20 protein-coding genes are annotated in these 23979 nt (G+C 35.9%); 15 read left to right on the top strand and 5 right to left on the bottom strand.

The genetic code is table 11. The features are described from left to right. Positions 1-599 precede the first annotated feature (599 nt). From GJU32_RS12860 to GJU32_RS12800, 13 genes are all read left to right on the top strand, one after another. Positions 600-2090 (top strand): M81 family metallopeptidase, encoded by a 1491-nt coding sequence (locus tag GJU32_RS12860; RefSeq protein ID WP_155592352.1) that lies wholly within the window; start codon positions 600-602, stop codon positions 2088-2090. Between the two features lie 14 nt (positions 2091-2104). Continuing rightward, positions 2105-3691 (top strand): ABC transporter substrate-binding protein, encoded by a 1587-nt coding sequence (locus GJU32_RS12855; protein ID WP_230875040.1) that lies wholly within the window; start codon positions 2105-2107, stop codon positions 3689-3691. 66 nt (positions 3692-3757) lie between these two features. Further along, complete coding sequence (locus GJU32_RS12850; RefSeq protein ID WP_155592351.1) at positions 3758-4675, top strand: ABC transporter permease; 918 nt, start codon at positions 3758-3760, stop codon at positions 4673-4675. Positions 4676-4692: 17 nt separating this feature from the next. After that, positions 4693-5610, top strand: a complete 918-nt coding sequence (locus tag GJU32_RS12845) for an ABC transporter permease (protein WP_196426686.1) — start codon at positions 4693-4695, stop codon at positions 5608-5610. A gap of 19 nt (positions 5611-5629) precedes the next feature. Beyond that, positions 5630-6634, top strand: a complete 1005-nt coding sequence (locus GJU32_RS12840; RefSeq protein ID WP_155592350.1) for an ABC transporter ATP-binding protein — start codon at positions 5630-5632, stop codon at positions 6632-6634. After that, positions 6631-7644 carry an ABC transporter ATP-binding protein gene (locus tag GJU32_RS12835; protein WP_155592349.1) on the top strand — a complete coding sequence of 338 codons (1014 nt, stop codon included), beginning with the start codon at positions 6631-6633 and terminating at the stop codon, positions 7642-7644. The genes GJU32_RS12840 and GJU32_RS12835 overlap by 4 nt, the downstream gene beginning before the upstream one ends. A gap of 18 nt (positions 7645-7662) precedes the next feature. Then, entirely contained in the window at positions 7663-8790 is a 1128-nt protein-coding gene (gene menC, locus GJU32_RS12830) for an o-succinylbenzoate synthase (RefSeq protein WP_155592348.1), read from the top strand. Between the two features lie 50 nt (positions 8791-8840). Next, entirely contained in the window at positions 8841-9680 is an 840-nt protein-coding gene (locus GJU32_RS12825; RefSeq protein WP_155592347.1) for a GNAT family N-acetyltransferase, read from the top strand. Continuing rightward, positions 9673-10812 (top strand): M20 peptidase aminoacylase family protein, encoded by a 1140-nt coding sequence (locus GJU32_RS12820; RefSeq protein ID WP_155592346.1) that lies wholly within the window; start codon positions 9673-9675, stop codon positions 10810-10812. The genes GJU32_RS12825 and GJU32_RS12820 overlap by 8 nt, the downstream gene beginning before the upstream one ends. Positions 10813-10920: 108 nt before the next feature. After that, positions 10921-13026: a S9 family peptidase gene (locus tag GJU32_RS12815; protein WP_155592345.1), complete on the top strand. Its 2106-nt coding sequence runs from the start codon at positions 10921-10923 to the stop codon at positions 13024-13026. Positions 13027-13100: 74 nt separating this feature from the next. Next, positions 13101-14537, top strand: coding sequence for a serine hydrolase domain-containing protein (locus GJU32_RS12810; protein ID WP_155592344.1), 1437 nt, complete (start codon positions 13101-13103; stop codon positions 14535-14537). A 58-nt stretch (positions 14538-14595) separates the two neighbouring features. Beyond that, positions 14596-15492 carry a serine hydrolase gene (locus tag GJU32_RS12805; RefSeq protein WP_230875039.1) on the top strand — a complete coding sequence of 299 codons (897 nt, stop codon included), beginning with the start codon at positions 14596-14598 and terminating at the stop codon, positions 15490-15492. Positions 15493-16125: 633 nt separating this feature from the next. Next, a complete protein-coding gene (locus tag GJU32_RS12800; protein WP_155592342.1) occupies positions 16126-16986 on the top strand; it encodes a MurR/RpiR family transcriptional regulator in 861 nt (286 codons plus the stop codon). A gap of 267 nt (positions 16987-17253) precedes the next feature. On the opposite strand, the gene GJU32_RS12795 is transcribed toward GJU32_RS12800, so the two are convergent. The 4 genes from GJU32_RS12795 to GJU32_RS23400 all read right to left on the bottom strand — a co-directional run bounded on the left by GJU32_RS12795 (position 17254) and on the right by GJU32_RS23400 (position 18763). Then, a complete protein-coding gene (locus GJU32_RS12795) occupies positions 17254-17601 on the bottom strand; it encodes a hypothetical protein (RefSeq protein ID WP_155592341.1) in 348 nt (115 codons plus the stop codon). Between the two features lie 15 nt (positions 17602-17616). Next, the gene (locus tag GJU32_RS12790) at positions 17617-17946 is read right to left on the bottom strand and encodes a fluoride efflux transporter FluC (protein ID WP_155592340.1); all 330 of its coding nucleotides are present in this window, start codon (positions 17944-17946) and stop codon (positions 17617-17619) included. Further along, positions 17934-18305: a fluoride efflux transporter CrcB gene (gene crcB, locus GJU32_RS12785; protein WP_155592339.1), complete on the bottom strand. Its 372-nt coding sequence runs from the start codon at positions 18303-18305 to the stop codon at positions 17934-17936. The genes GJU32_RS12790 and crcB overlap by 13 nt, the downstream gene beginning before the upstream one ends. A 254-nt stretch (positions 18306-18559) precedes the next feature. Next, positions 18560-18763: a hypothetical protein gene (locus tag GJU32_RS23400; RefSeq protein WP_230875038.1), complete on the bottom strand. Its 204-nt coding sequence runs from the start codon at positions 18761-18763 to the stop codon at positions 18560-18562. A gap of 606 nt (positions 18764-19369) precedes the next feature. Between GJU32_RS23400 and GJU32_RS12780 the strand changes: the two genes are divergently transcribed. Then, a complete protein-coding gene (locus GJU32_RS12780; protein WP_155592338.1) occupies positions 19370-21112 on the top strand; it encodes an ABC transporter ATP-binding protein in 1743 nt (580 codons plus the stop codon). Further along, positions 21109-22842: an ABC transporter ATP-binding protein gene (locus GJU32_RS12775; RefSeq protein ID WP_155592337.1), complete on the top strand. Its 1734-nt coding sequence runs from the start codon at positions 21109-21111 to the stop codon at positions 22840-22842. The genes GJU32_RS12780 and GJU32_RS12775 overlap by 4 nt, the downstream gene beginning before the upstream one ends. Before the next feature lie 158 nt (positions 22843-23000). On the opposite strand, the gene GJU32_RS12770 is transcribed toward GJU32_RS12775, so the two are convergent. Then, positions 23001-23912: a DNA-3-methyladenine glycosylase family protein gene (locus tag GJU32_RS12770; RefSeq protein WP_155592336.1), complete on the bottom strand. Its 912-nt coding sequence runs from the start codon at positions 23910-23912 to the stop codon at positions 23001-23003. Positions 23913-23979: the final 67 nt, after the last annotated feature.

Genomic DNA, 23979 nt, shown 5'->3' with positions numbered 1-23979 from the left:
CCAAAGGTAAAAACAACTTACCTGAAAGTAAAATTAATGGTGATAAGACATTAGACGTCAGCACTAATAAATAATCAAGACATAAGCGTTGAAATTGTTCAAAATCACAATGTATTTAACCAAAATAATAAGACTGGACATGGCTATTGCCATGTCCAGTTGCCGTTTTTAAAGGTGATGGTAGTGAGAGTAAGTAATTAAATGTTTCATTTATATCGCAATTATAATCAGTTCAATTACCTATTAGTAGTAACACAAAATTAATCATGGTTTAAAAAATAAAATGAAACGATCACATCTTAAAAGTACACAGCTCAACAAGATCATGCACACAGTGTATTATCAGTTTTGTTTTTTACTGAATATTCTAGATGTTTACACTGCTGGCTTTCAACAAATTCTTACTCAGAAATATTGCAGTAGTTGAAACTTTTACGAGAATAATCATTGAGAGAAACGTATAAAATTCTGAAATTTTCAAAAAATCAAATATTTGTATTGACATCTTTACCCAAAATCAATATGATTAAAAAAATAAAACGTTCACTTTATTTTTGTTTTATTTTAAAGTAAATACTTCAAAAAAGGTGGGTAAAACAATGAAGATCTTGATAGGTGAAATTGCACATGAGACAAACACATTTTCTAATGAGAAAACAACTGTTGAATCGTTTAAGGAATGGGAATGGATTCATGGCGATGAAATCATAAACAAACATCGTAATGTAAGAGATTACTTAGGTGGAATGATTGAACGCGCTGAAGAAACAGGAGTGGAAATAATTCCACTATTTTCAGCATTTGCGATGCCTTCCGGGGTTATAACTAAAGAAACCTACAATAGGCTTATTAGTGAATTAACTGATTCGATTAAAGCGGTAGTAGAGTATGATGCCATTTGTCTTGCACTTCATGGTGCTGGTGTTGCTGAAGACGTTGATGATCTAGAAGGTGGTATATTAGCTGCTATTCGAGAAGTTGTAGGGTATAAAATTCCAGTTGTAGTCACGTTAGATCTTCACGGAAATATTACTGATCAAATGGTTAGTGAAGCAGACGTCCTATTGGGAGTTAATTTTTACCCACATGTTGATTGCTATGACAGAGGAATCGAGGCGATAGATATTACTCGAAAAATTCTTTCAGGTGAGATTCAACCAAAGATGAGCCTAAAAAAACTCCCGCTTATGATTCCTACATCTACTACAAATTTATCACCCGCAAAAAATATCAATGAACTGTGCTGGGCACGTGAAGTAAATGAAAACATTATTGATTGTACATTCTTTCATGGCTTTCCCTACACGAATATACCTGAAGTCGGAGTTTCGGTTGTTACTGTCACTAATAATGACCAGGAGCTTGCAGATCAAACCAATGAAGAAATTGCCATAGAGATATGGAATGCAAAAGAGATGTTTTTCCCAGACATTATTAACCCAGAAGAAGGAATTAAAAGGGCATTAAAACTAGAGGGAAAACCAATTGTAATTAACGAAACCTCAGATAATCCTGGAGGAGGTACACCAGGTGATGGTACTCATTTGCTTTCAGCCATGATAAAGGCAAATCTTGAAAATGCTTGTTTCAGTTTTATCTATGACCCAGAAGTAGTGAACATTGCTCATGACAGAGGGGTAGGATCTTCAATCGATGTATTACTTGGTGGCAAAACAGATGACATACATGGAAAGCCCGTTAAGGTAACAGCATACGTTAAAACACTAGCTGATGGCCAATTTATCCAGTCTTCCCCAATGGGAAAAGGTGCAAAAATAGATTATGGTAAGTCTGCGAGGTTAGTAGTTGGTGGCATCGATATTATTGTTTGTTCCAAAAGGTCCCAAACACTGGATGAACAAATCTTTTTATTACATGGAATTGATATTAAGACATACAAAATTGTCGCTTTAAAATCAAGCCAGCATTTCCGTGCCGGATTTGAACCATTAGCCCATAAAATAATCACAGTTGACTCTCCTGGGTTATCAAGCTTTAATCTTTTTTCTTTTAAACACACAAGACTTACAAAACAAGTTTATCCTTTTAATAAAGAAGCAAAATTTTTACAGGAAGATAAGGTTAAGTAAAAGGAGGGGTGAAAGTGAAAACCAGGGGATGTAAATTAATCGTTATGTTAATTATCATGGTGATTTTAGCAGGCTGTAACCCAAATTCGAATGAACAAAGTTCTGGAAATGGCGATAGCAAATCACGGAACACATTAGTAATCTCTTCTGTTCGTGAGCCGGATACCATTGACGTCCATAAAACAACTTGGGTTGATAATTCAACTGCCAATATTTATGACACATTGTTAAAAAGGGATCTTGAAGGAAATATAATACCAGGTCTTGCCGAAAAATATGACATTTCAAATGATGGTAAAATTTGGACCTTTTATTTAGATGAAAATGTCAAGTTCCATTCTGGGGAACCGCTTACTGCTGAAGCAGTTAAAAAGTCGTTTGAAAGGTTCCTTCAATATTCTGCTGTCAAGTTTTTAGCTGGACCAGTGGACAAAATTGAAGCTGATGGACAGAAATTAATGGTTTATTTCACAGAGCCCTTTGCACCTTTTGCCAGTGGATTAACTACTTCATATTTAGCACCGATGGATCCTAAATCACTTGATGAGTACGGAGAGGATTTTGGAAAACATCCTGGGGCTTCAGGAATATTTAAATTTGGGGAAAGAATACGTGGATCTTCTATTACTTACATGAAAAATGACGATTATAATTGGGGTCCTCCTTTTGTAGACAATAAGGGTGCACCAGGTTTTGATAAATATGAGTTCCGTTTTATCACGGATGACGATACTAGAGTACTAGAATTTAAAAAAGGTACCACACAGATTATGACCAATGTGCCACCAAATTATATTAAAGATCTTGAAACAACAGAAGGTGTGAAAATTGATAGTATGTTGGAACAAGGCATAACTTACTTAGGCTTCAATAATAAAAAGCCAATGTTCCAAGACAAACGTGTTAGACAAGCTATCGCACTTGGTATCGATCGTGATCCACTCGTAGAATTTGCTTTGGAAGGCTATGCAAAACCACTCTTTGGTCCTCTTCCTCAAAGTATACCAGGATATAGTGAAAAGGTGGAAGGAGAGGCAAAACAAAAATACTCTCTAAATGTGGAAAAAGCTAAATCGTTGCTAGAAGAAGCTGGGTGGAAGGACACAAATGGAGATGGGATTATAGAGAAGGACGGAAAGCCTTTCTCATTTGAATTATGGTTATCTGATGAACCAGTAATGCAAAGAATTGCCCAAATTCTTCAAGGCCAATTAAAAGAGATTGGTATTTTAGTTAATATTTCTGTTCAAGAGCCAGCGTCAATTTCTGCAAACACACCAAAGGGGTTACATGATGCACTTCTAAATATGTACGGATGGTCAGATCCAGATATCTTGTATATGCTTTTTGGAAAAGGAAGTTCATTAAGAATGCATTATGAAAATGAGGAATTACACAATTTACTCACTAAAGCACGTCAAACGATGAATAAGGAGGAGCGTATGGAAATTTATGAACAAGCACAGCAATTTCTTGTGGAAGAATCTCCTTGGGTTCCGTTATTTGTACGTGAGAATGTAACCGCTTACCGTGACATTAATGGATTTAAACAAAATCCTTACTCACAATCTATTATCTTCAATGATATCACTTCGAAATAAAAATTAACCTGAAAAGTTAGGGATGTTCATCCCTAACTACCTTATTAAAAAAGGGGGGATGTAAACTTGTCTAAATATATTTTGAATCGTACTTTTTCAATGGTTGTTACTCTAATTGGTGTATCGATTTTAGTCTTTTTGATGATGCACCTCATACCTGGTGATCCAGTAACTTATATTCTAGGAGACTTTGCTTCTGAAGAGGCCATAGTTGAAATGAAAAGCACTTTAGGTTTAGACCAGCCGCTTTTTATTCAATACATTGATTATATTAAAAATGTGTTGCAAGGGGACTTAGGAACATCCTATATTACAGGTTTGACAGTGATTGAAGAGATTACGGCTCGCTTTCCTATTACAGTACAACTAGCGCTTTATAGTTTAATCATTGGATCAGTAGTTGGGATTTTAATGGGTATTTTAGCAGCAGTGAAACAAAATACAATCTTCGACCAACTAGCTATGGTTATTTCCTTAATAGGTATATCTGCACCAGGGTTTTGGATTGCTCTATTCTTAATTTGGATTTTTTCATACCAATTCAGTGTTTTCCCTATTTCAGGATATCAAGGGTTTTATTCATTAATTCTGCCATCTATTACACTTGGTTTAGGATCAGCTGGTAATATAGCAAGAATGACAAGGTCAAGTATGCTTGAAGTAATTAAACAAGATTTCATGAGAACAGCTCAAGCTAAAGGACTTGCTATGATTCCTATGATTTTTAAGCATGCTCTTCAAAATGCCATGATACCTGTTATTACTTTAATTGGTCTACAGTTTGGTTTTCTATTAGCAGGTGCTGTAGTCATTGAAACTGTATTTGCACTACCAGGATTAGGAAGTTTTTCTATTGAAGCAATTACTAAAAGGGATTTGCCAACAGTACAAGGGTTAGTTCTATTTATGGCATTTCTTTTTATTATAACTAACATGATAGTGGATCTTGTATACAGTTTAGTAGATCCTCGTATTAAGTATTAGAAAGGGAGGCAAGTATTTTGAGTAGTTCAGCTCCTAAGCTTACAGATTCAGAAACTAAATTCAATCCTCCTCAAAATAATAGGGATTCTGAGGTAAAGTCTAAAACATACTGGTCGTTAGTGGGGAAAAGAATAATAACTAACAAAAGTGCTGTTAGTGGGGCCTGTATTTTATTGTTCTTCGTGTCTATTTCCTTACTTGCTCCTTGGATTGCCCCACATTCAGTTGACGTAATGAATTTCGAACAAAGGTTTTTACCTCCAGGAGGACAACATTTATTAGGGACAGATGATTTTGGGAGAGATATATTTTCTAGAATATTATATGGAGGTCGGGTTTCCTTAATGATGGGGCTTGTTGCGGTGCTAATCGCAGGCGTTATCGGGGTCATTTTAGGAATGATATCAGGCTATTACCGTAGATTTGATATTTATATTATGCAGGTTATGGATATTTTACTGGCTTTTCCCTCACTCCTTCTTGCAATTGCTATTATTGCTGTACTTGGGGTCGGATTAACTAACGCGATGATTGCGGTTGCAATCTCGGCTATACCTTCATATGTAAGGGTGGTTCGAGGATCGGTCTTATCAATAAGGGAAAAAGAATATATAGAGGCAGTAAAGGCACTTGGTGTTTCGGATTTTAAAATAATTTTAAAGCATGTATTTCCTAACGTATTATCACCAATAATTGTTTTATCCAGTTTACAATTTGGAACTAGTATTCTTGTAGCAGCAGCGTTAAGTTTCTTGGGGCTCGGTGCTCAGCCGCCTACTCCTGAATGGGGATCTATGGCTTACGTTGGAAAAGCTTTTTTAGGGCAGGCTTGGTGGATGTCCCTTTTCCCAGGTTTGGCAATTATGTTAGTCGTACTTGGTTTTAACCTGCTAGGTGATGGATTGCGGGATGCACTAGATCCAAGGCAAAAATAACTGCTTGGGAGTGAAAAAGATGGGAACTAACCTTGTAAAAAAAGAAGCGCTTCTGAAAGTGGAGGACCTTTCTATTAGATTTAAAACAGGGAAGAACAATTTTGTTAATGCAGTGAGTCAGGTGAACTTTACGATTAATAAAGGCGAAACACTCGCTTTGGTAGGAGAATCTGGGTGTGGTAAAAGCGTTACGTCCCTTTCCATAATGAGATTAATATCAAATAGTGTTGGGAATATTGATGGAAAAATTATTTTTAATGATATCGACTTCAATCAATTATCTGAAAAAAAAATGCGGTCAATTCGTGGGAAAGATGTTTCAATGATATTCCAAGAGCCTATGACATCCTTAAATCCTGTTCATAGAATTGGAAGACAAATTAGTGAGGTTCTTAAGCTACATACAGATGCCTCAGGAGATGAGTTAAAAAAGCAAACGGTTGATATATTAAAAAAGGTTGGAATTCCACGCCCAGAAAAGATTATAAGCGAATATCCACATCAACTTTCTGGAGGAATGAGACAAAGGATAATGATCGCGATGGCTATGGCTTGTAATCCTAGCCTATTAATTGCTGATGAGCCAACAACAGCATTAGATGTAACGATACAAGCGCAGATTTTAGACTTAATGAATGATCTCAAAACTAACTATGAAACAGCAATACTATTAATAACTCATGATTTAGGTGTTGTAGCAGAAATGGCTGATCGGGTTATGGTCATGTATTATGGGCAAATTGTTGAAGAAGCACATGTAAAAACTATCTATAAAAATCCACAACATCCTTATACCATTGGTCTATTAAATTCTATTCCTAGTCTTGAAGATGAACAGGATAATCTACAACCAATTGAAGGCAATGTACCAAATATCGGAGAGATAACGAAAGGATGTCCTTTCTTTTCTCGATGCACCCAAGCTCATTCAAAATGTTTTGAAAGAAACCCACCTCTAATAAAAACGAATAACGAACACTCAGTTAGATGTTGGCTATATATTCATGAGGAGGCATTAGCATGAGTGAAATACTGCTGGAGGTTCATAACCTAAAAACATATTTTCCTATAAATAAGAGTTTTATTTCTAAAAAGAAAGACTTTGTTAAAGCTGTTGATGGCGTTACTTTTAAGCTATTAAAAGGAGAAACATTGGGAATTGTTGGAGAAAGCGGCTGTGGCAAGTCTACAACTGGAAGAAGTATCTTAAAATTAATTGAACCAACAAGTGGCGAAATTATATTTGAAGGCAGAGATGTCCTAAGCTTGAGTAAGCAAGAATTGAGAAAGCTCAGAAAACAAATGCAGATTGTTTTCCAGGACCCGTTTGCTTCTTTAAATCCTCGTCTTCGAATCTCTTCTATTTTAGAAGAAGCACTATTAACACATGGAATAGGAAAGAGTAAGAAAGAAAGAAGGCAGAAAATTTTAGAAATTTTGCAAATGGTAGGATTAAGTGCTTTTCATGCAGATCGCTATCCTCATGAATTTAGTGGGGGGCAAAGACAAAGAATAGGAATTGCCCGAGCAATCGCGGTAGGTCCATCACTTATAATAGCTGATGAGCCCGTTTCTGCTTTGGATGTATCTGTTCAAGCACAAATACTTAACCTGTTTCAGCGTCTTCAGAAAGAATTAGGACTAACATACATTTTTATTGCTCATGATTTAAGTGTGGTAAAACACATTAGTGACAGAATTGGCGTAATGTATCTAGGAAGAATGGTAGAGTTTGCTGATAAAAACCAATTGTTTTCAGAACCGCTTCATCCTTATACAAAATCCCTTATGTCTTCTGTTCCAGTCCCTAATCCTGAAAGTGAAAAAAAAGACCGGATAATTTTAACTGGTGATGTTCCAAATCCAGTAAATCCTCCTCTTGGTTGTACTTTCCATCCTCGATGTTTTGCATGTATGGAAGTATGTAAGACAAAAAATCCTAGAAATATAGAGGTTAAACCAGGACATTTTGTAGCTTGTCACTTGTTTGAACCTGAAATAATGGATCAAGAGACTACAAGTAATTTTATATAAAAAGGAAGGTATTACTCTATGGATATAAATAAAATTTCATTACAACGAATTAAATTACCCTTAAAATCTTCATTTGAAACTAGCTTCGGTAAAGTGATTGAAAAGGATATTATCATCGTTAAGGTACATGGCGGAGATAAAGTTGGCTTTGCTGAAAGTGTCGCGATGCCTTTTCCTATCTACAACGAAGAGACTACAGGTACAGTATGGCACATGCTCGAAACTTATTTGATTCCAAAGCTATTAGAAAACGAAATTCAAGAGCCAAAAGATGTCTCGGAATTGTTTTCATATATACGTAGAAATAACATGGCAAAAGCAGTACTTGAAATGGCAATTTGGGATTTATATAGCAAGCAAAAAGGACAAACGCTTTCTACTACACTAGGAGGAACACGGTCAGAGATTGAAGTGGGTGTAAGCATCGGCATTGAAAATAACATAGAAACTTTATTAAACAAGGTGGCAGGTTTTATAGAGGATGGATATAAAAAGATAAAGGTCAAAATTAAACCGGGCTGGGACATTGCCCCTTTAGAGGCTATTCGGAAAAATTTCGGAGAACAAATTCCGCTAATGGCTGATGCTAATTCTTGTTATAGCCTGAATGATTTACAACTATTAAAAGAATTAGATCAGTTTAATTTAATGATGATTGAACAGCCGTTAGCTCATGACGACATTTTAGATCACGCAAAATTACAAGAAGCAATAACTACACCTATCTGTTTAGATGAAAGTATTCATTCTGTAGAAGACGCAAGAAAGGCAATCGAAATTAGTGCTTGCAAAATTATTAATATTAAAGTTGGTCGTGTTGGAGGACTTTTCGAAGCAATTAAAATGCACAATCTATGTGAGGAAAAAAACATCCCCGTTTGGTGTGGTGGAATGCTTGAAGCTGGCATAGGTAGGGCTCATAACATTGCTATGGCTTCATTAAGTAACTTTAGTATTCCAGGTGATACATCTGCTTCCAACCGTTATTTTGATGAAGATATCATTTTACCAGAAGTGACTCTTTCAAAACCTGGCACTATTATTGTTCCAGAACAACCCGGCATTGGTTTTGAGGTTAACCAGGAATTCATTAATCAATTCACAGTTAAACAAAAGGATTTTCTAAGAGATAAAATAAAGTACTAATAAATGATTTCAAGTTGATTTTATTTAATGATGGGTGGAGGGATATACAAATGGTTTTAACAGAACCAATTGTCTATAAAAATGTCATTGGTTTAAAGGAAATTCAAGATGTAGTTTGTTTTCAAGAAGAAATCTGGGACAAAGATGTTGTAACGCCTCTACCACAGCTTATTGCTGCTACCCACAATGGAGGAAACATAGTTGGAGCGTTTAATGATGGTGAATTAATTGGGTTTTCATACGGTTTTTCGGGTTTTAAGAATGGGAAGAAGTATTTAATTTCTCATATGACTGGCGTCCATAACAAGTATCATAATTGCGGAATAGGCTTACAGCTAAAACTTAAGCAAAGGGAGTGGGCAGTTGATTATGGCTATCAAAAAATTGTGTGGACTTTTGATCCTTTAGAAGCTAAAAATGCATATTTTAATCTTACTAAGTTAGGGGCATATTCCAAAACGTACTTTCCTTCTTATTATGGTGAAATGAGCGATAAACTTAATAAAGGTCTACCATCTGATCGTTTATTAGTAGAATGGGATATTTGTTCAAACCGAGTAACAAGAGCACTTACAGGTGTACTCAAAAAGGATACTTTAGTTAATCACTATAAGCCTCTTTTGTCTTATAGTGATAGAAATATTCCATATCCCCATGAGGTGGAATCAATTAAGAATGAAGAAGGATATTTACTACCTGTCCCAGCAAACTTTCAAATTTTGAAACAAGAGGATTTTGAGGCAGCGAAGGCATGGAGGTATAAGTTGAGAGATGCAGTAAATGATGCATTCTCAAAAGGCTTTGTAGTAACTGGAATGTTAAAAAAAAATTTAGCCAACATCCATTTTTATGTTATTGAAAATAAAACGATGGAGTCTTTATATGATTGAAAAAATCAAAAATTGGGTTGATGAGAATAAAGAGTTAATAAAATCAACATACCGTCATTTTCATTCCCATCCCGAAATTAGTTGGAAAGAAAAAGAGACAACCGAGTACTTATGTAAGCAATTAGAAAATTTAGAAATTCCTTTTGAGAGGTTTGAAGATCATACTGGTGTTGTTGGATATTGGGGAAATAAAGAACTTGGTCCAACCATTGGGATTAGAGCAGACATTGATGCGTTATGGCAGCTAGTCGACGGAGAATGGAAAGCTAATCATTCCTGTGGTCATGATGCTCATATGACTATAGTTCTCCATACTATTACTTGTCTAAAAGAATTAGATTTTCAACCGCGGGGTCTTATTAAAATTATTTTTCAACCAGCCGAGGAATCCGGTTTAGGTGCTAAAGCTCTAATAGATAAAGGTATAATCGATGATGTTGACTATATGCTAGGGATACATGTACGCCCGATTCAGGAATTAAAATTTGGCCAGGCATCTCCTGCAATCTATCATGGTGCGACAACTCTGCTTAAAGGAAAGATTCAAGGAATTCAAGCCCATGGTTCACGACCAAATCTAGGGATAAATGTTGTTGATTCACTTGGAGCCATCATTCATGCTGTTAACTCAGTTAAAACGGATCCGACATTATCCTCATCTGCTAAAATAACCATGGTTCAGGCAGGTGGAAACAATATTAATATCATTCCTGATTATGCTGAATTTGGCATTGATGTCCGTGCACAACAGAACTACGTGATGGACGATTTACTTAAGAAGGTAGAAAATGCGGTTCTTTCTTCGGGCTCAGCAAATGGGGCAATAGTTGAAATGGTGACGCTAGCATCAATGATTGCTGCGGAACCTAGTCCACAAATTGAGAAACTCGTGGGAGAAGCCATTATTGAAGCTCTAGGGAATGACGCAAACACGGCTCCAGTCATTACTCCTGGAGGGGAGGATTTCCACTATTATAAAAAGTATTTTCCTCATATTAAAGCTACAATGATTGGACTAGGAACAGATTTACAACCAGGACTGCACCATCCTAATATGAATTTTAACTTAGATGCATTACAAAATGGTGTGAAAATACTTGCCATGACTACCATTAAGTTATTAAAACCATAGGTGAAAGTTAATAGAAGAGACTAGGTTAGAATATTGCGAAAATATTTTTCTGAAGAATCACAATAGTTAATTATCTGCTTTGGATAAATTAATAAGGAGTGATAAAAAATGTTAAGAACTACAGTGCCAGAAGATATTTATAAATTTGAATGGCCAAGCAACCCTGTCATTTCCCCTGATGGACAACAGGTAGTTTATGAAAGAACCATAGCTGTGAAAGAAAATAATTACGAAACACATTTATATGTAAGCGATGTAGAAGGAAAAACGCGAAGAGTTTTGACAACCTCAGGCACCAGGAACGTCAATCCTATCTTTTCACCCGATGGAAAAACCATAGCATTTATCTCGAACCGTGCTTACGGAATGCAGGTATGGCTGTTATCTCTCGATGGTGGAGAGGCCCTGTGTCTGACAAAGTTTCGTCAAGGAATTAGCTCAATAGTATGGGCTCCTAACGGTAAAACGATATATGGATTGGTACCTGTAGTTGAACATTCGGAACTAGAAACCTTTCATGAAAATGCAACAATTAATGAAGCAAAGAGTGAGCAGGAACAAGAGGATAAGTTATGGAGAGATGGGGCTAAACGCTATCATCATCTATATTATAAAAATGATGGAACTGGGTTTCATAAACCGTGCAAACGTCAAATTGTTGCTATTAATATAGATACTGGAACATCCGCTTTGATAACAAAAGGACCCTATGAAGTCAATCAGCCTGACGTTTCTCCAGATGGTCAATATATCGTGTTCAGTTCAAGTACAGAAGATCAAAATTCTCTTTTTGGAGGACAGATTTATCGTGTACTGGCTTCCGGAGGAGAAACGGAGTTGCTGTACAGTGATACAGAAGCAAGTTCACCTTCTTACTCACCTGATGGAAAGTGGATAGCGTTTTTTGGAAACCATGCGGACCAGAGGGAATTGTTAGTTATACCTTCAGAGGGAGGAGATGTAAGGTGTTTAAGTAAAAAATATCAAGACACACTTCTTGATATGACTTTTACAGATATGCGTAACCTCAGATATGCACTTCGCCCTCAATGGTCTAATAATAATAAATATATTTATGCGCTTAGTACCCGTGAAGGACGAAATGAAATTGTTAGATTTTCGAATAATAAAAATGATGATCATCCAGTAATTATTGCGGGTGGAGACCGAGCTATTTTTCATTTTTCATTTGATAGAAAAGAGACGATTAGTATGGCCTATTCGACAGTTAATCACCCTGGGAAGATATCAGTCATTAGAATTGATGAAGCTAATACGGTTGATTGTAAGTATCGGCATCCAACTGAAGCTTTTCCTCAATTACATGTCCCCATTTTCCCTGAAACCGAAGTTCGTCTGGATGACTGCAACGACAAGTTATTATCCGAACTTATCGTAGTTGAACCTGAGGTTTTTTCGTATAGATCTGTTGATAACTGGTATATGCAGGGTTTTATGTTAAAACCAGCTAACTTTGATCCTGAGAAAAAATATCCTGTTCTATTAGATATTCATGGAGGACCACATTCTGCTTATGGTTTCACATATTTTCATCAATTGCAATTATTTGCTGCGCGAGGTTATGCAGTTATCTATACGAACCCACGAGGCAGCTCAGGATTCGGTGTAGAGTTTACCAATGCAGTACATGGTGATTATGGTGGAAAGGATATGACTGATATTTTGAACGGGCTGGAATTTGCCTTACAAAAAAATCATTATCTTGATAAAAATAGGGTAGCTGTTAATGGAATTAGCTATGGTGGATTTATGGTAAATTGGCTCATCTCTCACACCGATAGATTTTTTGCAGCAGTTTCTGAAGGCTGTATTTCGAATTGGATTTCCATGTATGGCACAAGCGATATAGCACCATATTTTATTGATCAGGAATTTCTTGGAAAAACAGATGTGGAGAATCTTTGGAAATTTTCTCCTCTTGCCTATGTAGATAATGTAAAAACACCACTTCTACTTCTACACAATGAAGATGATTTACGATGTCCAATGGAGCAGGCTGAACAGTTTTATTCCCATATTAAGCGTCGAGGAGGGGAAGTAGAACTAGTTCGTATCCCACAATCAAGTCATGGGCTCCTCCAATATGGCAAACCCGGACTAAGAATAGCTAGATTGAATTCGATGCTCGATTTTATAAACAGACATTTGCCTGTAGATAATTTTTCAAACCTGATAATGACTGAGAAACAATAATGTGAGGATAATAGTTAGATCTGATCTATTCGATCTACATTATTATATACAACTACTCTAAAGGAGGAAAAGATATGAAAGTAGATGTAAATTTAAAAGCATTTGAAGAGGCTGGTCAAAAGATAACGGAAAAACATAAGATTCCTGGTACTTCTGTTGCAATTGCAGAAGAAGGGGAGATTCTTTACCATAAAGGATTTGGCTTCCGTAATGTAGAAGATGGACTACCTGTAACTGAAAATACAGTTTTTGGTATTGGGTCGATTACAAAATCATTTTCTTGTGTGGCTATTATGCAACTGCAGGAAGTCGGTAAATTGAATGTGCATGATCCTGTTATTAAGTACCTGCCTGAATTCAACGTTAAAAATAAAGAGGCTATCAAAGATATCACTATTCATCACTTTATGACTCACACGGCAGGATTGCCTCCAATGTCTTCTTTATTTTACGCAATGAAAAGGTCACTGGATCTTGACCCAACTGTAAAAAATTATCCAGGTTTAAATATTAATGTTGAAGATCACGAACCAATCGACACTTATGAGCAACTTATGCAGTTTATTGATGAACAAAATATTGAATTATTGGGGACACCTGGTACACATTTTAGTTATTCCAATGAATCGTATGCCTTATTAGGAACAATCATCGAACGAATCAGTGGAAAAAGTTATGAACAATATATATATGATCATATCCTCACTCCTTGTGGTATGGAAAACAGCTATTTCACAATTGAGGAGTACGGTGATTATGAAAATATCACCACTTGCTATACAGAGGATAAAAGCGATGGAACAAAACGCGTTTTTGCTGCACCAATTTGGTGGGATTCTACTTCAATGCGAGCAGCAGGCTTTTTGAAATCTACAGCTAGAGACATGTTGTTGTATGCAGAAATTTTCCGTAATGCTGGTGTAGTCAATGGTAAGCGAATATTATCTGAAGAAAGTGTAAAAGAAATGACTAAACCCCATATTCAATTACAACCTGGAAGATTCTATGGATACGGTTTTATGATTACTCCCGATTATTTTGGCACTACTCTTATTGAACATGGTGGAGGGCTAAAGGGAATTTCAGCTCAATTAAGTATTTTACCAGAGAAAAGGTTTACAGGTGTTGTATTAACTAACTTGGCAGGTGTACCTGCTGCCCGAATTATGCAACTTGCATTGAATGTTTTAAGTGAAAGAGAGGTAGACGCCAATCATCTTACCTTTGAAGAATATGATATTTCAGAAGAACGACTTCAACAGTATCAAGGAGAATATCAATCGAATGAAGGGACGAAAGTGTCCATTAAAATCAAAGAAGGAAACCCAATTCTACTCTCACAAAATGTTGAGATACCAATAACTTTTGTGAGCGATACCATGTTTATAGCATATTTTAACGACTTTACAGAAATAGCTGAGATACTAGTAGATGATAATAGTGAACCATATGGAATATCATATCACTTTAGACAATTCCCTAAAGTTTCCGTAAATATACCACTTAACTAGTGAGTTACAAGGTTTTCATATTGAACTCCTTATGTAGAAATTTGAGAGGATGTTGATGATGGGATTACAGGAGAGTTTGGAGAAAATTATACAAGAAGCTACTGGGACATTCGGGGTTTATGTGAAACATCTGGAATCTGGAGAGACTGCTGCAATAAATGAGAATCGTTTATTTCAAGCTGCAAGTGTTTTTAAGATTCCTATTTTGGCAACTCTATACCGTGATGTTCAAATAGGGAAGGTTGAACTAAAAGAACGTATTCGGTTGGAAGAAGAGGACTTAGTAAATGGATCAGGTATATTTAAGGAGTTAATTCCTGGAATAGACGTTACGATAAAAAATTTAGCAACAATGATGATAATTGTTAGTGATAATGTCGGAACAGATAAATTATTAAGTATTTTAGGGAAAGAAAATGTAAATCAATATATGAAAGAAATTGGACTAAGCAATACTTACATTCGTCTCAGTTGCTGGGAGCTCCTTTGCTCATGTGTAGGACTACCGCCACAAAATTTCTCAATGGACACTTATAATGACATTAACCGCCGATTTAAAAATGGTGACGTTGATTATAATTCAATTGTGTTTCAAGAAAGTCATGCAAACAATGTAACAACCGCAGCTGATATGGCATTATTGTTAGAACAAATTGCAAATAAGCAATTAATCTCTGAAAAAGCTTGTGATGATATGTTTGAAATCCTTGCAAAGCAGCAGTTTCGAAATAGAATACCTTATTTATTGCCTCAAAATACAGTTGTTGCCCATAAAACTGGCACACTCGCAAGTGTTGTAAATGACGCAGGGATAGTACAGCTACCTGATAACAAAGGTAATTTCATCATTACAGTATTTTCTATAGGGAACAAAACGGAAGCTGAGGGTGCTAGTATCATAACTAAATTATCCAGAGTTACTTACAATCATTTTCTTAATAAAGTAACTGTTTAGTTATACATGATAGTTTCCAAATTGATAAAAGATTCGGTATGTATGTGTTAAATTGTCCTTTTATATCAATCAATTAGGTTATTTATTTATATATAATGTCGGGGTATTCACAAAAATTCATGCATAAAAAGCACTCGAAGTCCCTTTAAACTGGAATTGTTAATAAGTAAGTAGCATAAAGGTATCGACTGTGCACATTAGGTGAATACCCCAGGATTAAAGATACATATTTTATGTAGGTATAAATATACGAATAATATAGATAATATGCAAAGTGATAGATAGAAGTGATGGATATAAATGTAAAAGTAGCGGATAGGATGCAAAGTGGTGGATAGAAATACAAAAGAGCAGCACTACATTAATTGTCAGTTGGATAAATCAAACCCACCAGTTTATAATTGAACAAAGTTGGAAGTATCTTAAACATAGAAAGTGATGCAAAGTGAAAAAATGAATGATTTTGCAAAGTAATGACATGTTACTTTTTGGTATAATAAGGGAATTTGTGGTGGGATATAAAAAATGGTACTTAGTTGTTTAAAGTGCTGATTTTTCAATATTTAATCATTTGGGTGATCCCATATTTTATCATTAACATACCAAGATTAACTCGTTGGAAGGGCTGGCTGTATGGATAATTATAATCAAAGAATTAGGAAACAATTTAATGAACTAACAAAAAGGCAGAAATTAGTTGCAAAATATATTGTAGACTTCCCAAAAGAGGTTGCGTTTCAAACATCAAAGCAGCTAGGTATAGCAAGTAAAACAAGTGATACAACTGTGATTAGATTGTCGTATGCACTTGGTTATTCGGGTTTTAGCGAACTGCAAAAAGAAATTCAATCTGCCTTATTAGAAGATTCTTCATCAACTACAGATCCTATTGAAGGCCTTCGATCTACTTCCAAATCTTTAAAAGATACAAACTTAATTCAACATGTAATCGAGAAAGATAGCTCCTATATTCGTGCAACTTTAGAACAATTAGATTACAACCAGTATAAAAAAGCTGTAGATCTTTTAATTAGTTCAGAAAAGAGGATAGTCATCGGCTTCCGGTCATCCTATGGTCCTGCTAACTGGCTATCATTCAGCCTCAATATTGTCGTTGGAAATACATTTTTATATCGGGGAGAAATAGAGGATTCTAATTATTTATTATCACTAGTCGATGAGAGAACTTTAGTTGTTGCCATTTCTTTTCCTCGATATACAAAAGAAACTAATTCTTTTGTAAAAGCAACAAAGAAAAAAGGAGCTAAGGTGATAGCCATAACCGATGATGAATTGTCTCCCTTGGGACTTCTTTCAGATATTTTATTTAAGGTTGTTGCCCCTCCTCCGATTTCTCTAAAAGGGATTACACCAACTTTTGCTTTACTTAATTTACTGATTACAGGTATAGCGGCTTCAGAAGAATTAAAGGTTCAAAAGCGGATGGAAGAATATGATCAGACAAGTGATGAATTTTCTCCTTTTACAAATTAGTAATTAGAGAGGGAAATTATGAATTTGAGGTAGTCATTAATCTTCAAAAACTCAAAGATGTCGTCAGTAAATTACTCTATATTACTGGCCTTATTAGTAATACGTGGCCCTGTAAACAAAGTGCCTTGACCACTAAAATAATATGGGTATCAATAAAGCCGCGGCAACCATCTAACCCCATTCGATCTGAAAGTTGAGGGGAAAATAAAAGAAGTGTTGCAGCAAATACAAATTTAATAAAGGCGCCCTTGTGAAACCAAGTGGCGCCTAAAACATTTGAGGTAAAAATTCTCGCATGAAGCGTTGATTTTTACGTAACCATATTTTTAATATCATGCGATGTGTTAGCAATCTATGCCTTTTATTTGGCCTTGCCTTTGCTTCTATTAAGCTTTCTAGCAAAATACAAGTTTCAGTTGCAAAAGCTTGAGGTTCTACGAGAACATCGAGCTTATAATCAATTAACTGTGCTCCCTGGACCTTTGCAAGTAGTTGCGCAAAATGTGTATTCATTGTTGCATAATTTTCTTCTAATTCTAGGTCAATGAGCGTGTAGAGTGTTTGTTCTATTTCAACTTCTAATTCTTGTAGTTGTTCGTTTGAATGCTTTGTCAATAAATATCACCTCTTTTACACTACTATATAACCAATAGCAGCAAACAGTATGCCAGTTAGCAGGGTACTAGTGATATAGCTAATGGCTTGTCCCCACTTTTGTTGTTCAATGAGCTGTAATGATTCAAATCCAAAGGTAGAGAATGTTGTATAGGCTCCTAAAAAGCCGATACCAATCAACTGCCATAACCAATCACTAAGATGTAGGGCAAATAATAGACCAAGTGCAAAGGAACCTGAACTATTGATGATAAAAGTCGCCCATGGATAAGGATGTGCGAATAATTTACCTAAATAAAATCTTGAAATGGCGCCAAAAATTCCGCCAAGCCCTACAAGAAGCATGTCTTACGCCCCCTTGCTAGTCGCATCCCCAGCCATGCGCAAGCTAGTCCTCCTAAAACACTTACGCTAACATAGAGTACAGCTTGTAGCCACTCGCTATTTTCTAGGAGTAATAGTGTCTCTAAGGAAAATGTCGAATAGGTGGTAAAAGCACCAAAGAAGCCAGTACCAATTCCCAGTATAATAGGTGTACGCTTTGTAAAAGTAGTGAAAAGCCATGCAAGGCAAAAGCAGCCAACTAAATTAATGCAAAGTGTTGTATACGGGAAGCCACCGGAGCTTGCCCATATAAGACTAAGACTGTACCGACTGATAGCACCAAAAAATCCACCGATTCCAACAGCTAAAAATGACTTCAAAGTAAAGACCCCTTACGAAAAATGACTATACTGAAAAGTGTATCACGAGATGAAAATTTTAGAAATGTTTCTATAGTAGACTGATGAACTTTTAACTCAATGGACGATACTTGTCCCTAAATCATCTTTACATATGTATATAACTTATAGATAGTATGAAGAAAGGAAGAAGTAGGATGTTCTTTAGGTATAGTATATCTATATATTATATGGAAATATTATATAACTTTTGGGTTTTGTAAGAGAAAGAATTTTTAGCTATTTACAGAAATGCTTGAAATACCTGAGATAGCACCGTCTACTGAAAAGCCGTTAGCGGTAAAACCTATTGCGATAAAACCGGAAACGGAAAACCCACCACTACTAATTAATAAATAACTAAATAATAAATAACTAAATAATAAATTACTAAGTGAATGATGATATAGATAAGCTATTACAAGACAACGGTCATGCATATACATCATTTTTCAGGCGTTATTTAAAATTGAAACACTATGACGAAACTTAATCTTAATATGATCTGTCACTGGCTTGTAAATTGGATGAAATAATCCTGTCATTTCATCCTTTTGGTCAATGTAAGACACCATCAATTGCTGTAATGTTAAAGTCAAAGATGTTTTCCTGGTGGTTCTTTATAGCAATTTAATGCTTTAAAGCGCTAACTATTTCCTTGAAATGATAAAAAATAACAGGGGGATAGTTGACAAATATTTCTATAGTGTGATAATCTTCAAGAACACTATAACAAATAAACCAAAGGAGGGCATGACAATGTTAATTTTACCAGTATCATATTCAATTACAGTTACATACATTGTCCATGCCTAACGCTTATTTAAGATTGCACAAAAAGGTATGGTCCATCCTGCCTTTTATAAGAGACACATACTCTTTGTAGGGTACGTGTCTTTTTTTGGTGCCAAAAATGCTTATAGTGAAAACCCAAAAAGGAGTGTATGTTTATGCGAAACACAGTACGACGAATGATTTTCAAAAAGGAATTTCTTGAAAGTGGGTAGTAATGCCACAACAGCACGGAAGAAAGAAGGTTATGATTTATGTTTGATGTTTTAAGTAAATTAGGCTGGTTCTTTAAACAATACTGGAAGCAATATACAGTTGCCATTGTAGTACTTATGATTGCCAGTGGATTAGAGGTCGTTCCTCCATATTTACTCGGTTCTATTATTGACTTATTGACTGCAGGAGAAATGACACCAGCTATTTTAACAAAGTATGTGTTGATTTTCGTTGGAATTATTATTGGGGGCTATCTATTAAATTTTGTGTGGCAATTCCGACTATTTGAAGGGGCTATTAACCTTGAGAAAATATTACGTCGAAATTTAATGCAGCATTTTTTACGCATGACTCCAACGTTTTATGAGAAAAACCGTACAGGGGATTTAATGGCACGAGCAACAAATGACTTAAATGCCGTATCCATGACAGCCGGTTTTGGTATTATGACGTTGATTGATTCAACGATTTATATGGGCTTTATCATTTTTGCGATGGGCTATATGATTTCTTGGAAGCTCACATTTTTTGCGATGTTACCGGTTCCTATTATGGCCATTCTGATTCAATATTTAGGGAAAATTGTTCATGAACGTTATATGAAGGCCCAAGATGCTTTTGGTGAATTGAACGATAGCGTACTTGAATCTGTGGCAGGCGTGCGAGTAGTGCGTGCCTATGTTCAGGAAAAAAAGGATGAGGCCAATTTTGCGAATATGAGTGAAACCGTCTATGCGAAAAATATTCATACTGCCAAAATTAATGCTTTATTTGGCCCGATTACGAAAGTCGGAACAGGTATTAGCTATGTTGTAGCACTTGGTTACGGGGCTCATTTAGTAGCAACGGAGGCCATGACTGTTGGGCAGCTGGTCACATTTAATGTTTATTTAGGTTTAGCTGTTTGGCCAATATTTGCGATTGGAGAGCTAATCAATGTTATGCAACAAGGTAATGCCTCACTGGACCGTGTGCAGGAAACATTGAACTACGAGGCTGATGTTCGGAATATTCCGAATCCGCAAATGATTGCGACACCTAGTGCGATAGGTTTTGATGATTTAACATTCCAATATCCAATGAGCCAGGTGAAAAACCTACAACAGATTTCACTTTCATTGAAAAAAGGTCAAACACTAGGAATTGTTGGTAAGACAGGGGCAGGAAAAACAACCTTCCTACGCCAATTATTACGTGAATATCCAATCGGACAGGGACAGCTTTCAATTGATGGTACCGATATTACTGCTCAAACGAAGGAGCAGGTTCTCGATTGGATTGGGTATGTACCACAAGATCATGTGCTATTCTCACGTACCATCCGAGAAAATATATTATTTGGGAAAGAAGATGCGACACAAGCTGAATTACAGCAGGCGATTCGTGCAGCATATTTTGAAAAAGATTTAGAAAATTTACCAATGGGTCTTGAAACACTTGTTGGTGAAAAAGGTGTATCTCTTTCAGGCGGTCAAAAACAACGTGTGTCCATTGCTCGTGCGCTTATTAAGGATCCTGAAATTTTAATGCTTGATGATTCCCTTTCCGCTGTCGATGCCAAGACAGAGGCAAGAATAATTGAAAACATTCAGCGTGAACGTCACGGTAAAACGACAATTATCACTACGCACCGTCTATCGGGCATTCAGCATGCTAATGTCATCATCGTGTTGGATGATGGGCAAATCGTAGAGCAGGGAACACATGAGGAACTTCTTTCTCAACAAGGATGGTATAAAGAACAATTTGACCGTCAACAGCTAGAAGGAGGTGCCTCATGAGTACGAGTCAACGTTTAACACGCTATGCGATGTATTTTAAAAAGCCGATACTACTAGGCTTGTTCTTCCTAACAATCGCCGTTTTTACGGAGCTTGTAGGTCCATTTATTGCTAAACATATTATTGATAATTACATGACGATTGGTCATATAGAAATTAAACCAATTACATGGTTATTACTCGTTTATTTACTGTTAGCTATTGCTACAGCCATATTGCGCTATTTTATGTATATTTATTTGCAAATTGGTGCGAACCGCGTTATCCAAAAATTACGTATGGATGTTTTTGAGCATATCCAAACTTTACCGATTCAATACTTCGATAATTTACCTGCGGGTAAAATTGTTGCGCGAGTAACGAATGATACAGAAGCGGTTCGTAATTTATATGTACAGGTGCTTTCCAATTTTGTAACGAGCTTTATTTCCATCATTGGTGTTTATGTAGCACTTTTGATTTTAAACTGGAAAATGGCCATGCTTGCTTTAACGATGATACCAATTATTTACTTATGGATGATTTTATATAGAAAATTCGCCTCAAAATACAATGATGTCATTCGTACAAAAATCGCCGATATTAATGCTATGATCAATGAATCTATTCAAGGCATGACAATTATTCAGGCGTTCCGTCGTGAACAGCAAATGACGAAGGAATTTGATGACATGAATAATGAGCATTATGCTTATGAACGTAAGCTATTAGTGCTTGATTCAGCCACTTCCTTTAACCTTGTTAATACGTTAAGACTAATTATGTTTACGGTCTTTATTTTCTATTTTGGTACGCAGTCATTTACGGCAACTGAAATGATTTCAGCGGGGACATTATATGCATTTGTTGATTATTTAACAAAATTATTTAATCCTATCACAAATATCGTGAACCAATTTTCTCAACTTGAACGTTCATTAATTGCAGGTAAGCGTGTTTTTGAGGTGTTAGATACGGATGGTGAGCCTGTCTCTGAAAAAAGCCTACCAAGATATAAAGGCAATGTCGTTTTCGAAGATGTTTCCTTTGCCTATAAAGACAATGAATATGTGCTGAAAAACCTTTCGTTTGAAGCACATCAAGGCGAAACGATTGCCTTAGTTGGTCATACTGGCTCTGGGAAAAGTTCCATTATGAACTTATTATTCCGCTTCTATGATCCATCGAAAGGCAAAATTACCATTGATGGCATTGATATTACATCAGTTCCTCGTCAAACGATGCGTGAGCATATGGGAATTGTGCTTCAGGACCCTTATTTATTTACTGGGACTATCGCTTCCAATGTCGGCTTAAACAATCCTAAGATCTCACGAGAAACAATACATGCTTCTTTAAATGCAGTAGGTGGAGAACGTGTTTTAGCGAATTTACCAAATGGCTACGATGAACCTGTAATTGAGAAGGGCAGTACTTTATCATCAGGGCAACGTCAGCTGATTTCTTTTGCACGAGCACTTGCGTTCGATCCAGCGATTTTAATACTAGATGAAGCGACTTCGAATATTGATACGGAAACAGAAGAAATTATTCAGCATGCGATGGATGTACTGAAAAAAGGACGCACAACGTTTATTATTGCCCATCGACTGTCTACGATTAAAAATGCAGATCGAATTCTTGTGCTTGATCGAGGAAAGATTGTAGAGAATGGTACACACGACGAGCTGCTAGCACTTGGTGGCATTTATGACAAGATGTATCAAATGCAAGCCAACTCTTTACAGTAATGTCTATGAGAAGGTCTCATTTCACAAATTGTATTAAAAGTCATTAAATAGCTTATTTAGTGTAAGGTAGCCCCTAATTTATAATGTGCACATTATAGATTAGGGGCTAAATGTTTAATGACAATAAGGTTGAGTAAATTCACTTTATCTTAAGAATTTTAATAGAGTAAACGCCATAAATAAAAAGTAGCGTATGCCTGCCAATTTTCCCATGGAGTAGATAAAGTTAAGATTTCATTTTTTGTAGGTTTGCTTTCCATATGCCTTACCAATTTTATCGAATTAATAAGCCCTACATCATCCACTGGAAAGGCGGATGAGAATCTAAGACAGCGCATTAAGACATAATTTGCAGTCCATGGACCAATTCCTTTAATTTGCGTTAATCTTTTTTCTGCGTCTTTTAAGCTCATGGGTAATAATTGGTTTTTAGATAATTCATGATTATCCATTAACTTTGCTATGCCAATAATATATTCACTTTTTTTTATGGTCATCTTAATATCGGAAAAATCATCCGGAGTTAGCTGTGCAATTAGTTTATAAGATGGAAAACGCCAATATATTTTGCCTTCGTATTCTATATGATCCCCAAATTTTTCTACAAACTGTCTTTTCAATGCATAGGCAAATCGTAAATTAATTTGTTGACCTAACACACCCCAACATAAAGCCTCAAATAAATCTGGGATCCCAATAACCCGTAATCCTTTAAATTTTTCTACTGGCATATTGAGAATGAAGTCCTTTTTTGCCATTTCATAAAATGGCGTTAAATCATTATCTAGGTCAAACCAATCTCGAATATACTGGACAATCTTATTTATTTGTCTGTCCTCAACAGTTTTGGTTGTATTTAGAAAATGAATAATCAACTTTTTATCTTCAGTAAAACTTAATTGTGTCAAAAATGAAATATCCTCAATCGTTATTATTCTTGTGATGGTATGATTGTCAACCTCATACAGACATTCATTTCTCTCTCTAGTTAAGTATCCAAGATTTGATTCTAAATTAAAATCACTTGGCAACGTTAGAATTATGTCGTTTTCTACTTTATCCCATGTCATTTACGAATTCTCCTTCTTTAGTCTGCGTTTATTAGAATTATTGTATAGATTGGTATATTACCATATA

Origin of the sequence: Lysinibacillus cavernae (genome assembly GCF_009724685.1) — a bacterium.
Taxonomy (GTDB): domain Bacteria; phylum Bacillota; class Bacilli; order Bacillales_A; family Planococcaceae; genus Lysinibacillus; species Lysinibacillus cavernae.
Note: the sequence above shows the minus strand (reverse complement) of the source record. Positions and strands in the feature narration are given on the sequence as shown.